Annotated in this window: 14 protein-coding genes; 7 read left to right on the top strand and 7 right to left on the bottom strand. The window is 51.6% G+C overall.

Going from position 1 to position 12,819, the window contains the following annotated elements:
* Window positions 1-17: 17 nt before the first annotated feature.
* A complete protein-coding gene (locus ACFX4O_RS10875) occupies window positions 18-272 on the bottom strand; it encodes a GlsB/YeaQ/YmgE family stress response membrane protein (protein WP_131409684.1) in 255 nt (84 codons plus the stop codon).
* 211 nt (window positions 273-483) lie between these two features.
* Between ACFX4O_RS10875 and ACFX4O_RS10870 the strand changes: the two genes are divergently transcribed.
* Window positions 484-1,215 (top strand): flagellar brake protein, encoded by a 732-nt coding sequence (locus tag ACFX4O_RS10870; protein ID WP_380208658.1) that lies wholly within the window; start codon window positions 484-486, stop codon window positions 1,213-1,215.
* Here the strand turns inward: ACFX4O_RS10870 and emtA are convergent, their stop codons facing one another.
* Window positions 1,216-1,827, bottom strand: a complete 612-nt coding sequence (emtA, locus tag ACFX4O_RS10865; RefSeq protein ID WP_017457005.1) for a membrane-bound lytic murein transglycosylase EmtA — start codon at window positions 1,825-1,827, stop codon at window positions 1,216-1,218.
* 101 nt (window positions 1,828-1,928) lie between these two features.
* Here emtA and ldcA point away from each other — a divergent pair, with 101 nt between their 5' ends.
* A complete protein-coding gene (gene ldcA / locus ACFX4O_RS10860) occupies window positions 1,929-2,840 on the top strand; it encodes a muramoyltetrapeptide carboxypeptidase (RefSeq protein ID WP_380208656.1) in 912 nt (303 codons plus the stop codon).
* A 123-nt stretch (window positions 2,841-2,963) separates the two neighbouring features.
* Window positions 2,964-4,697 carry a potassium/proton antiporter gene (locus ACFX4O_RS10855; RefSeq protein ID WP_380208654.1) on the top strand — a complete coding sequence of 578 codons (1,734 nt, stop codon included), beginning with the start codon at window positions 2,964-2,966 and terminating at the stop codon, window positions 4,695-4,697.
* A 15-nt stretch (window positions 4,698-4,712) separates the two neighbouring features.
* On the opposite strand, the gene dadX is transcribed toward ACFX4O_RS10855, so the two are convergent.
* Together dadX and ACFX4O_RS10845 are read right to left on the bottom strand one after the other, a co-directional pair.
* Window positions 4,713-5,783: a catabolic alanine racemase DadX gene (gene dadX / locus ACFX4O_RS10850; RefSeq protein ID WP_380208652.1), complete on the bottom strand. Its 1,071-nt coding sequence runs from the start codon at window positions 5,781-5,783 to the stop codon at window positions 4,713-4,715.
* An 18-nt stretch (window positions 5,784-5,801) separates the two neighbouring features.
* Window positions 5,802-7,142 (bottom strand): D-amino acid dehydrogenase, encoded by a 1,341-nt coding sequence (locus ACFX4O_RS10845; RefSeq protein WP_380208868.1) that lies wholly within the window; start codon window positions 7,140-7,142, stop codon window positions 5,802-5,804.
* Between the two features lie 277 nt (window positions 7,143-7,419).
* Between ACFX4O_RS10845 and ACFX4O_RS10840 the strand changes: the two genes are divergently transcribed.
* The gene (locus ACFX4O_RS10840) at window positions 7,420-8,952 is read left to right on the top strand and encodes a SpoVR family protein (RefSeq protein WP_131409671.1); all 1,533 of its coding nucleotides are present in this window, start codon (window positions 7,420-7,422) and stop codon (window positions 8,950-8,952) included.
* Between the two features lie 33 nt (window positions 8,953-8,985).
* Here ACFX4O_RS10840 and fadR read toward each other — a convergent pair whose 3' ends face one another.
* Window positions 8,986-9,705, bottom strand: coding sequence for a fatty acid metabolism transcriptional regulator FadR (fadR, locus tag ACFX4O_RS10835; protein ID WP_131409669.1), 720 nt, complete (start codon window positions 9,703-9,705; stop codon window positions 8,986-8,988).
* 332 nt (window positions 9,706-10,037) lie between these two features.
* On the opposite strand from fadR, the gene dsbB reads away from it, so the two are divergent.
* Together dsbB and ACFX4O_RS10825 are read left to right on the top strand one after the other, a co-directional pair.
* Window positions 10,038-10,568: a disulfide bond formation protein DsbB gene (gene dsbB / locus ACFX4O_RS10830; protein ID WP_131409667.1), complete on the top strand. Its 531-nt coding sequence runs from the start codon at window positions 10,038-10,040 to the stop codon at window positions 10,566-10,568.
* A gap of 98 nt (window positions 10,569-10,666) precedes the next feature.
* Window positions 10,667-10,924 (top strand): hypothetical protein, encoded by a 258-nt coding sequence (locus ACFX4O_RS10825; RefSeq protein ID WP_380208649.1) that lies wholly within the window; start codon window positions 10,667-10,669, stop codon window positions 10,922-10,924.
* Window positions 10,925-11,008: 84 nt separating this feature from the next.
* Here ACFX4O_RS10825 and ACFX4O_RS10820 read toward each other — a convergent pair whose 3' ends face one another.
* Both ACFX4O_RS10820 and ACFX4O_RS10815 read right to left on the bottom strand, forming a co-directional pair.
* The gene (locus tag ACFX4O_RS10820) at window positions 11,009-11,326 is read right to left on the bottom strand and encodes a hypothetical protein (protein ID WP_380208647.1); all 318 of its coding nucleotides are present in this window, start codon (window positions 11,324-11,326) and stop codon (window positions 11,009-11,011) included.
* Window positions 11,326-11,565: a hypothetical protein gene (locus ACFX4O_RS10815; RefSeq protein ID WP_380208645.1), complete on the bottom strand. Its 240-nt coding sequence runs from the start codon at window positions 11,563-11,565 to the stop codon at window positions 11,326-11,328. The genes ACFX4O_RS10820 and ACFX4O_RS10815 overlap by 1 nt, the downstream gene beginning before the upstream one ends.
* A gap of 184 nt (window positions 11,566-11,749) precedes the next feature.
* Between ACFX4O_RS10815 and ACFX4O_RS10810 the strand changes: the two genes are divergently transcribed.
* Window positions 11,750-12,814 carry an acyltransferase family protein gene (locus ACFX4O_RS10810; protein WP_380208643.1) on the top strand — a complete coding sequence of 355 codons (1,065 nt, stop codon included), beginning with the start codon at window positions 11,750-11,752 and terminating at the stop codon, window positions 12,812-12,814.
* Window positions 12,815-12,819: the final 5 nt, after the last annotated feature.

The following is a 12,819-nucleotide window of genomic DNA, read 5'->3' as shown; positions in this document are numbered from 1 at the left end:
AACGGATGAACTGGCGGTTAATTTCGTCTAAACAACCGGAATACAGCCAGCACGACAATCGCACCCAGCACCGCGATGAGGAAACTGTGCCAGTTGAAGCCGGTGATATCTCCGCCATAACCAAATTGTGTCGCGAGCCAGCCGCCGACTACGGCCCCGACGATCCCCAGTATACAAGTCAGAATGAAACCGCCCCCATCCCGTCCCGGCATAATCAACTTAGCGATAACGCCAGCAATCAGGCCAAAAACGATCCACGCGAGAATGCCCATGTTTCTCTCTCCTTCTGTTAGTCTTGTTGACGCGCACATACCACTTCGGCGACGCGTTAGCTACAGTATAGATGTCGGTCATAAAACTATTTTCATCTCACAGACTTAATTCAAACGGTTTGAGAAAATATTTACGTTATTTGTATTAAGTTCTGGCTGAAAATGCCGATAAAGCAACGAAGGTGTGTCAGCCATCAAGGAGCCATTCGGCGTGAGCAATTACAGTGAGCAGTTCCTGAAACAAAATCCTCTGGCCGTGCTGGGCGTTTTGCGCGACCTGCAAAAAAACCAGGTGCCCATTTGCATCACCTGGGGCAGCGGTCAGTTCATCAGCAAGATACTGGAAGTGAATCCAGAAGAGCTGATCATGGATTTTGGTAGTCAGGAGTACGAGAACAACGCAGTACAGCGTGCCGGAAAGGTGACCGTGACCGCTGAAACGCATGGCGCCAAAGTCGAATTCACACTGAGCACGCTTTCTACCGGCGATTTCCAGGCTTTACCTGCTTTTATTACCCCGCTTCCGGAAACACTGTGGTTTATTCAGCGCCGGGAATATTTCCGCATCAGCGCCCCGCTCCACCCGGCCTATTTTTGTAAAGCATTCATGCCGGATAAAAGCGAGATTCGCTTTCGTCTGTTCGACTTGTCGTTAGGTGGCATGGGCGCACTGCTGGATGGCGTAGCACCCGGCACATTGCAGCCGGGTATGCGTTTTTCCAAGGTGGAGCTGGATATGGCTTCGTGGGGGCAGTTCTATTTTGACGCACAGTTGATTGCGATTGGCGAGCGTAAAGTCGTTGATGGCAAGAATGAAACCGTTGTTACGCCGCGCCTGAGTTTTCGCTTTTTGAATGTCAGCCCGGGCGTAGAGCGCGAGCTCCAGCGCATTATTTTTGCCCTGGAGCGCGAGGCGCGCGAACGCGCCAGCCGGGTACGCTAGTTACATCGCATCCATCGCTTTTTGCACTTTCCAGATATAGCGCGGTGCTTGCGGCGCAGGGTGGTTTTCCGCCACATGCTTCATAAACGCGTCTGCGCTTAAATCATTTATCTCTTCTATGGCTTCGCTTCTGTCGGACGAGAAGGTCCGCAGTAGCGCGCCAGCACCATTAACGTACGAAACCACCAGCGCGTATTGCATGACTTTCGGATCGCGAATGCCCGCCAGCGCCCCATGTTCAAGAATACTTAAGTAAGCCGCGCCCATAGAAATATTACGTTCCGGGTTTTTGAGTTCGCTGGTGGACGGTTGCCCACTCCAGCCCATATGGCGGTAAACTTCGCGCCCGGCGGTGGAGGCTTTGAGCTGCATCAGGCCAACGGCATTTGATTTGCTGACCAGATTGGGGTTGCCACCGGATTCCACGGCGATCATAGCAGTAATCAATTGAGGACTGACGCCCCAGGCTGCACCGGCTTTTTCGGTGATGGGCATCCACTGCATTGCGCGTTTTACCGGCACTTCCGGATTCCAGTCCGGGTTACGGTAATCCTGTTTTGAACTACATCCGGCAAGCAGTACCACTAAAAAAGCAAACCATCTTAATTTCACGCAAGCTAATCCTTATTTAGGTGTTCATCTACGACGGATGACAACGACACAGGTTAGCGGCATGATAACCGTTTCCCTATAGATGTCAGCAAGGAATTGCCATGTCCACCTTCCACCTGATTGCCCCTTCAGGCTATTGCATTAATCAGCACGCAGCGGCGCTTGGCGTCGAACGTCTCGCTCAGCAGGGCCATCAGGTTAGCAACCAACACGTCATTACTCGCCGTCATGAACGTTTCGCCGGGCGTGACGAGGAGCGGCTGGCGGATATCAACGCACTGGCGCAATTGCCGGGTGAAAATATTATCGTGATGCCGGTGCGCGGGGGGTACGGTGCCAGCCGTCTGCTCGTCGGGATTGACTGGCAGGCACTGGCGGCGCGCCAGCAGCATCAACCGCTGTTGATTTGCGGCCATAGCGACTTCACCGCCATTCAACTTGGGCTGTTGGCGAACGGGAAAGTCATCACCTTTAGCGGGCCAATGCTGGCGGGGAATTTCGGTGCCGAAACGCTGGATGCCTTTACGGCAGATCACTTCTGGCGTGCTATCAGCAATGAAACCTTTACCATTGAGTGGGACGGTGAAGGCCCGCAATGTGACGTGGAAGGCACCGTGTGGGGTGGAAATCTGGCGATGTTAACCTCGCTGATTGGCACGCCCTGGCTGCCGCAAATACCCGGCGGCATTCTGGTGGTTGAAGACATTAATGAACATCCCTACCGCGTGGAACGCATGCTGTTGCAGTTGTTACACACCGGCATTCTGGCACAGCAGCGAGCGCTGATCCTCGGCAGTTTCTCGCTGGCGCAACCCAACGATTACGATGCGGGCTACAATCTTAATAAGATGATTGATTATCTACGCGCGCAATTAACGATCCCAGTTATCAGCGGGCTGGCGTTTGGTCATGAACCGCAGACCGTCACACTGCCGCTCGGCGCACATGCCCGGTTGCAACATGCTGAAAAGACGCAACTGACTTTATCGGGTCATCCCACGATCTTGCTGTAAAAAAAGCGCTTTATGCCCTTATTAAAACGTTGTTTCTGCCGTTATTATATGACGCACTAATAAACCCGGCCGGTAAATGCCGCCCGGGATCCCCCACGGTGAGGATTAAGGAGAAGCACAACATTGGACGCTGAGGCGATAATCAGTCTGTTTATTTTGGGTTCAGTTCTTGTAACCTGCAGTATTTTATTAAGTTCTTTCTCCTCCCGTCTTGGCATTCCCATTCTGGTTATCTTTCTGGCAATAGGCATGTTGGCCGGTGTTGATGGTATCGGTGGAATTCCGTTCGATAACTACCCTTTTGCTTATATGGTCAGTAACCTCGCGCTGGCGATCATTTTACTCGATGGCGGGATGCGTACCCGCGCCAGTTCGTTTCGCGTCGCACTTGGTCCTGCACTTTCCCTGGCAACAATTGGTGTACTCGTTACGTCCAGTCTCACCGGGATGATGGCCGCCTGGCTATTCAAGCTCAACATTATGGAAGGCTTTTTGATCGGGGCGATTGTGGGCTCAACAGATGCCGCAGCGGTGTTCTCGCTGCTCGGCGGTAAAGGGCTGAACGAACGCGTCGGCTCGACGCTGGAAATCGAATCCGGCAGCAATGATCCGATGGCGGTGTTTCTTACCATCACGCTGATTGAGATGATCCAGAAGCACACGGCCGATCTCGATATCATGTTCCTGGTGCATATTGTGCAGGAGTTTGGCCTCGGCATTTTGCTTGGCGGCGCGGGTGGTTATTTGTTGCAGCAGATGATTAACCGTATCTCTCTGCCACCGGGTCTTTACCCGCTGCTGGCGCTGAGCGGCGGGATTTTGGTTTTTGCCTTAACCACGGCTCTGCACGGGAGCGGCATTCTGGCGGTTTACCTGTGTGGTTTTGTGTTGGGCAATCGCCCTATCCGCAACCGTTACGGCATCTTGCAAAACTTTGATGGCCTGGCCTGGCTGGCGCAAATCGCTATGTTCCTGGTGCTGGGGCTGTTAGTCACACCGTCTGATTTGTGGCCGATTGCGGCTTCCGCACTCATCCTCTCGGCATGGATGATTTTTGTCGCTCGTCCTCTATCCGTGTTTGCCAGCCTGTTGCCGTTTCGCGGTTTTAACCTGCGCGAACGCATTTTCATCAGTTGGGTGGGTCTGCGCGGCGCGGTGCCGATTATTCTCGCCACTTTCCCGATGATGGCAGGGCTTGATCATGCGCGCCTGTTCTTTAATGTCGCCTTCTTCGTGGTGTTAATCTCGCTACTTTTTCAGGGAACGTCACTCTCCTGGGCGGCGAAAAAAGCCAAGGTTGTCGTGCCGCCTGTTGGCTGGCCGGTCTCCCGCGTCGGTCTGGATATTCACCCAGAAAACCCGTTTGAACAGTTTGTTTATCAACTCAGTGCGGATAAGTGGTGCGTTGGCGCAGCGCTGCGCGATTTACATATGCCTGCGGATACGCGCATTGCCGCGCTGTTTCGCGACAATAACCTTCTGCACCCTACCGGCAGCACCCGACTGCGTGAAGGTGATGTGTTGTGTGTGATTGGTCGTGAAAGCGATCTGCCCGCGCTCGGGAAACTGTTTAGCCAGTCTCCGCCTGTGGCGCTGGATCAGCGTTTCTTCGGTGATTTTATCCTGGAAGCGAATGCTAAATTTGCCGATGTGGCATTGATTTACGGCCTGGAAGATGGGCTGGAATATCGCGAAAGCCAGCAAACGCTGGGCGACATTGTGCAGCAATTACTGGGCGCCGCGCCGGTCGTGGGGGATCAGGTAGAGTTCGCCGGAATGATCTGGACAGTGGCGGAAAAAGCCGATAATGCGGTACTGAAAGTCGGGGTTCGCGTGGTAGAAGACGAGGCGGAATAACCGCCTCACATTAAGTTACACCGTCACGACAGGTACACGCGGCGCCAGAGCGCACATCAGTTCATACCCCACCGTTCCGGCCGCCGCAGCCACTTCATCGATTTTGATCCCATTACCCCATAGTTCAACTGGCGTACCAATACCGGCTTGCGGGCATGGAGTTAAATCCACCGTCAGCATATCCATTGAGATCGCGCCAACAATGCCGGTACGAATGCCATCCACCAGCACCGGCGTGCCGGAAGGTGCAATGCGCGGGTAGCCGTCCGCATAACCGCAGGCGACAACACCAATACGCTGCTCGGTTTGCGCACGGTAACGACAACCGTACCCCACCGTTTCACCGGCTTTCAGCGTCTGCACGGCAATGATCTCACTGCTCAGTGTCATTACCGGGCGGATCCCGCTGTTGGCGACATCCTGCCACGCGCCCGATGGCGAAGCGCCATACAGCACCACGCCGGGGCGCACCCAGTCAAAATGCGTTTCGGGATGCCACAGCGTAGCGGCAGAGTTAGCCAGTGAGCGCGGCGCGTCAATGCCCTCTGCAGCCTGCTCAATGCGCGCCAGCGGTGCAGCGATACCGTCTGCCCGCTCCGCTTCAGCAAAATGGGACATCAGGGTGACTGTCGCCACGTTGGGCATAGCAATGAGTTGCTGGTACACGGTGTGAATACGTTCAGGCATAAAACCGAGCCGGTTCATGCCGCTGTTGATCTTCAGGTAAACGTCGAGCGGTGCTTGCAAGCGTGCGTCCTGCAAGGCTTTAATCTGCCAGTTGCTGTGCAGGCTGGTCGTCAGGCGATATTTGTCAAACAGCGGCAGCTCATCGGCATGGAAAAAACCTTCCAGCATCAGAATTGGCCCTTTCCAGCCGCGTTCGCGGAGCAAAATGGCCTCTTCAAGATTGAGCATCGCGAAACCGTCAGTGCTGTTGAGTGCGCGCCAGATACGATCCAGACCGTGACCATAAGCGTTCGCCTTTACGACCGACCAGACTTTTGCAGCAGGTGCGGCGCGGCGCACAACCTGCAAGTTATTGCCGAGTGCCGCTAAATCAAGCGTGGCGAGAACTGGACGAGACATTACTATTCCTTCTCTGAATCAGTTATGGGCGCCGTGTAAGTGCTGCGCACGCACGGGGGTAAACCCTGGCATATAGCGCGCCACGCTTAAATCATCGGCGGCAATCGCCGGGGTGCTGCCGGACATCAAGTCGCTTAACAACTGGCCGGAACCGCAAGCCATCGTCCAGCCAAGGGTGCCATGCCCGGTATTCAGCCACAGATTTTTATACGGAGTGCGCCCGACAACCGGCGTGCCATCCGGTGTCATGGGACGTAAGCCCGTCCAGAATGTCGCTTGCTCGACAAATCCGCCACGCGGGAAGAGATCGCGCACGACCATCTCCAGCGTTTCGCGGCGTGGTTTCAGCAGTTCCGTATTAAAACCGACGATTTCCGCCATGCCGCCGACGCGAATACGCTGGTCAAAGCGGGTAATCGCAATTTTGTAAGTTTCGTCGAGGATGGTTGAAACCGGGGCGCCATCTTCTTCAGCAATCGGGATCGTTAATGAATAACCTTTCAGCGGATACACCGGGATGTCGACGATATTTTTCAGTAAGCCAGTAGACCAGGAGCCAAACGCCATCACATACGCGTCGGCTTTGACCACCTCTTCACCGCACTTCACACCGTAGATGTTCTCACCTTCATACAGCAGGCGATCCACCGGCGTGTTAAAACGAAACTCCACGCCCGCCTGCGCCGCCATTTGCGCCAGTTGCTGGGTGAAAAGCTGACAGTCGCCGGTTTCATCATTTGGCAGACGCAAACCGCCGGTCAGTTTGTGCGCCACTTCGGCCAGCGCGGGTTCGACTTCCGCCAACCGGGCAGATTCCAGCAACTGATAAGGCACGCCAGCATCCTGCAACACAGCAATATCACGTGTGGCATTTTCGTACTGCTCCGCGGTGCGGAAAAGCTGTAACGTGCCGCCTTGCCGCCCTTCATACTGAATGCCGGTCGTTTCGCGCAACAGTTTCAGGCAGTCGCGGCTGTATTCCGCCAGACGCACCATACGGCCTTTGTTTTCCATATAGTGGCGCGTGTCGCAGTTGCGCAGCATCTGCCACATCCATTTCAGTTGCGATGAGGTGCCGTCGAGGCTGATTGCAAGCGGCGCGTGGCGCTGGAACATCCATTTTATGGCTTTTAACGGCACACCAGGAGCCGCCCAGGGCGCGGCGTAGCCTGGTGAAATCTGCCCGGCATTACTAGCGCTGGTTTCCTGCGCAGGACCAGGCTGGCGATCAATCACCGTGACATCATGTCCGGCCTGGCGTAAGTACCAGGCGCTGGTGACACCCACCACACCACTTCCTAATACAACAACTCGCATATCCCTCTCCTGTGAGTAAAGCACGATCATCTGATTACAAATTGATAACCCAGATGAAAATATTATTCAACATATGGCTTTTTTATGGTGAGCTTCCTCACAGCCTCGCCGTATGACAAGGGTTTCTGTTATTTAGCATCTCCTGCTGCGCGACTTTTCGCCGCAGCATAATATTTCGATACACTTGCTATTTACGCCGTTGATGTGATGAAAAATCGCGAAGAAAAATCTATGGCTTAGGTACAGATTTAATTGCGTGTTCTATGCTTGAAATGAGACGCTCCATACAGAGAGTGTCGTTAACAACGAGGGCGCGCTAATGGCTACGATTGACTCAATGAATAAGGATTCTATTCGTCTGAGCGATGGACCCGACTGGACTTTCGAACTGCTGGATGATTATCTGGCGGAGATTGACCGGGTGGCGAAACTTTATCGGCTGGATACCTATCCGCATCAAATCGAAGTGATCACCTCAGAGCAAATGATGGACGCTTACTCCAGCGTCGGCATGCCGATCAATTACCCTCACTGGTCGTTCGGGAAGAAATTTATCGAAACCGAGCGGCTTTATAAGCATGGGCAACAGGGGCTGGCCTACGAGATAGTGATTAACTCTAACCCCTGCATCGCTTATCTGATGGAAGAGAACACCATCACTATGCAGGCACTGGTGATGGCTCACGCCTGTTATGGCCATAACTCTTTCTTTAAAAACAACTACTTATTCCGCAGCTGGACCGATGCCAGTTCGATTGTCGACTACCTGATTTTCGCGCGTAAATACATCACCGATTGTGAAGAGCGCTACGGTGTGGACGAAGTGGAAAAGTTACTCGACTCATGCCATGCGCTGATGAACTACGGCGTGGATCGCTACAAACGCCCGCAGAAAATCTCGTTGCAGGAGGAGAAAGCGCGGCAGAAAAGCCGTGAAGAGTATCTGCAAAGCCAGGTAAATATGTTATGGCGCACGCTGCCCAAACGCGAAGAAGAAATAACCATCGCGCAAGCGCGTCGTTACCCGGCGGAGCCGCAGGAAAACTTGCTCTACTTTATGGAGAAAAATGCACCGTTACTGGAGTCGTGGCAACGCGAGATCCTGCGCATTGTGCGTAAAGTGAGCCAGTATTTCTACCCGCAAAAACAGACGCAGGTGATGAACGAAGGTTGGGCGACGTTCTGGCATTACACCATCCTCAATCACCTGTATGACGAAGGCAAAGTGACCGACCGCTTTATGCTGGAATTTTTGCATAGCCACACCAATGTGGTGTTCCAGCCACCCTATAACAGCCCGTGGTACAGCGGCATTAACCCGTATGCACTCGGCTTCGCGATGTTCCAGGATATTAAGCGTATTTGCCAGTCGCCTACGGATGAAGACCGCTACTGGTTCCCGGATATTGCCGGTTCGGACTGGCTTGAGACGCTGCATTTCGCGATGCGCGATTTCAAAGATGAGAGCTTTATCAGCCAGTTTATGTCGCCGAAAATCATGCGTGATTTCCGCTTCTTTACCGTGTTGGATGATGATCGTAACAATTATCTTGAGATCGCCGCTATTCATAATGAAGAGGGTTACCGGGAGATCCGCTCGAAACTGTCGTCGCAATATAATCTCAGCAACCTTGAGCCCAACATTCAGGTGTGGAATGTGGACCTGCGCGGCGACCGTTCGCTGACGCTACGCTATATTCCTCACAACCGCGCGCCGCTCGATAAGGGCCGCCGCGAAGTGCTGAAACATGTGCATCGCTTGTGGGGTTTTGATGTGTTGCTGGAACAGCAAAATGAAGATGGCAGCGTGGAGTTACTGGAACGTTGCCCGCCTCGCCCCAGCAGCCTGTAATGAAAAACCCCTCTGTCGAGGGGTTTTCTTTGCTTATCGGCTTTGTAAGGCTAAATCACCGGGCATCGTTTTCTGCATCCGATGCCAGATCTCACCACTTTCATGGCCATATCGACGCACGACTTCGTAGACTTTGTCATGCTGCGCCTGTTCGCACACTTGCGCCAGTTGATGGTAGAAACCGAGCGCCAGGCTGCGGGCTTCAGGGCTGGAGAAATAATGGCGACCAATTCGCGTATATAACCCTTTCATGCCATTAAGGATTAAACCATAAATCGGGTTCCCGGATGCAAAGGCCAGACCGCGGAAAATGTTGTAATCCAGGGTAGCGAAGGCATCGGCATGATCTTCAACTTCGCGCGCGCTGGCCAGCACTTTCAGCGCATCTTCAGGATGCTGACGAAACGCAGTACGGATAAAGATGGTGGAAATGTTGGTGCGTACTGAAAGGAGATTATCAATCAGTTGCGGAACACTTTCGTGATCCAGACGCGCCAGCGTTTCCAGAATATTCAGCCCGGAGGTTTCCCAGAAGTTGTTCACTTTTGTCGGTTTGCCGTGCTGAATTGTCAGCCAGCCATCACGGGCGAGGCGCTGTAAAACTTCACGCAATGTGGTACGAGTGACGCCAATCAGTTCAGAGAGTTCGCGTTCAGCCGGAAGAATCGACCCCGGGGGGAAGCGACTATTCCAGATACTTTCAATGATGTACTCTTCCGCGAAACCCGCCGGGCTCTGCGCCTTAATGACCATAGAGAGATTTCCATTACACAGCTAAGCAAAGGACACTCATCATACCAGACCGCACCCAGTGCAGGTAGCGTACCTCATGAAGAAAAAAGGGGATCGGGGATCCATTTTGGCGATTTAACGACACTTATCCACAGAAGTAGCAGGGCTTTCATCCGAAATCTTTGCGCCACAGCGCGCATGATATTTTGTTGCTTAAATAGCAGCACTTTGTTGTCAGGTTTGACTTTCCGCATGATAAACATTCGATTACGCATTATTTTCTTGCTCGCTAGTGGCCTGCGCAATGATTTCGTTTACACTGCTTTGTCTACGCATCTCCCAGGGAAATGATTATGTTGCGATATTTAAACGGGTGCTCACACGGGCGCGGTGCCTGGCTTTTGATGGCGCTAACAGCGTTTGCGCTTGAAATGGTCGCATTGTGGTTCCAGCATGTCATGCTGCTGAAACCGTGCGTCCTGTGCATTTATGAACGCAGCGCGCTCTTTGGCGTAATGGGCGCAGGTATTGTGGGTGCCATTGCACCGAAAACGCCGTTACGTTATGTCGCTCTGGCTATCTGGATCTACAGCGCCTGGCGCGGCATCCAACTGGCCTGGGAACACACCATGATCCAGTTACATCCATCGCCATTTCTGACCTGCGATTTTGCCGCACGTTTTCCAACCTGGCTGCCGCTGGACAAATGGCTGCCGCAGGTGTTTGTGGCTTCCGGTGACTGCGCCGAGCGCCAGTGGTCATTCCTGACGCTGGAAATGCCACAATGGTTATTGGGTATTTTTGTTGCTTATCTGGTTGTTGCCCTGCTGGTGCTGATTGCCCAGCCATTCAAGCCGAAAAAACGCGATCTATTTGGTCGCTAACAGAACGCTCCCTCGGGAGCGTTTTTTTTGACGGGTTTCGGATAAAGGCAACATCCACAAAGAAGTAACTATTACCCTCAGCGAAAAGGATGGTTCGAGTGGAAGGCGTTATCGCACTCATTTATTTCGTATTAGGGACAGTCTTTTTTACGCAGAAGATTAGGCTGTTCGCCATTGTCTCTTCTTTTATTCTCTATGTGGCCTTGCATATTGCTGCCACAAGTGCGCTTCTGACCGGGCTATTGCTGGCCTGTCTGCTCATCACTTTCGTTATCTTGCTGCCCCTCAACCGCAACCGTGATAAGAGAGCAGTTCTTCACTTTTTGTGCGTTGAAGTGAGAAGAAAGCAGGTATAAAGCAATGCATTAGCGCAAGATGAATCGACACCTTCAGTGGTTATGAGTTGTTTTGTGCTAATTTTTTGCCCCATACATGCCCCATCACACCATACTGCCATCGTCATGTACCCGGGTAATGGTGTACGTCAGCAATCCATGCGCGATAACGCCATCCAGCGCCTCACCTTCAATAGCTTCCCCATCTTCCGTTATCAGCGTGTTCCCCATCCATTTAGCGAACTGCGCTCGGCCGTCGAACGTGGCGAGAACCGTTTCGCTTTCGGAAGGCCGGGCTGACCTTTCTATGACCGCATACCCGGTATCGGTTTCGACGATCCGGCAAATGGCATCCATCTGACAAAGTACATCAACGGTTAGCGCGCGCTGCGCATAATCAGCAACTGGTGATGGAAAGCCCACTACTGAATACTCCCCATGTTGCGAAGCATCCAGAGACGGTTCTCGCTTACGTCCGATGTCTTGTCCACAAAGTACGGCTGATAGCGCTCTATCCAGTCGTTAGCGTCGCGCTCGCTGAAATGCCAGTTTCTGGCGTTAAGTTCACGGATAAAACCTTCGGTGCGAAGATACTGATACCCCTTCGGGTTTCTCTGTATTGCTGCAACAAAGGCTGTTCTAACGTCTGATTTACGCGGCATGATCAGCTCTAATCAAAAAACTGTATATATATACAGTAATATTTAATTATAAATTGGTCAACTATCGCTAGCTGTAGTAGGTTGTCTTATGTATGTCTTTACATCCGTGCTAAGATGGGAATAAACCTAAAGAACATACGAATTTTCACTGACTTACGCACAGAATTATCGCAAAGGTAAGATAATGTTTTTTAACAATATCCAGGCGATGCGCGGCATTGCTTCTATCATTGTTTTTTTTGTTCACCTCATGAGCACCAGGCAAGGAATGGCTCCTGCATGGTTAGAAAAAGGAATCTATGTTTTTGGTCCAGCTGGTGTAGATATATTTTTTGTTATATCAGGATTTGTAGTGACGCTCGCTGCAGCAAAGGCAGCTTGCGCTGGAAACGCAAAGCTCTCTGCCGTCAATTTTATGGCTAAACGAATATTTAGAATATACCCAGCATACTGGGCTGTTTTCATTTTTGCTTCTTTATTACTCCCATTCGTATGGCTCGCTCCTGACTGGCTTCCTAAAGCATCTGATATATCATTGCTTACGCTTACTTATACATATAACTACAAGGTTATGGTGGCGTGGACTTTGGTTTATGAAATGTTTTTCTATCTTGTCCTGTGTCTTTTGATTTTGTCAGGAAAGAAATTTTGGCATGCTTTGTTTATTTGGATGTTTATAGAAATTATTGCTATAGCATGCACAAACACTTACGACAAAAACCTTGCCGGGTATGTGCCACTTAACCCACAGATCATTCAGTTTTGCGCCGGTTGTATTGTGGCATTTATTTGCACCAAATTCGAAACCAGATTTGGTCGTGAAATACTTTTCGCAGGATTCTTTCTTTTTGCCGTTATGTGTTGCGTAAACATCAATCTGGCAAACTGGGACCCATGGCACAGAACACTCACCCTGACGCTTCCATCAGCAATGATGATTTACGGAGCTGTGGTGTCTGAGCGCGAGAAAAGATTCTTCTTTGGCAAGCCTCTGCTTTTCCTTGGAAATATTTCATTCTCATTGTATTTGTGGCATCAGTTAACGTTCCAGAGTATGCTTTCATGGTTTGAGCATGCTGGACTATTACAGCAATTGCCTCATTCTATCAGCCTTATAATTTGGGCCGCCTGCGGAATTGCTGTGGGCTATACAAGTTACATTCTAATCGAGAAACCTTCGGTCAAATTAATCAATAATTTGCTTAAATCAAAGACCATTAAAATTCCAACTGACGAAAAAGTAGCTTAAAAACA

Source organism: Kosakonia sp. YIM B13571 (assembly GCF_042788095.1).
GTDB lineage: Bacteria > Pseudomonadota > Gammaproteobacteria > Enterobacterales > Enterobacteriaceae > Kosakonia > Kosakonia quasisacchari.
This window is presented reverse-complemented; position numbering and strand designations above follow the sequence as displayed.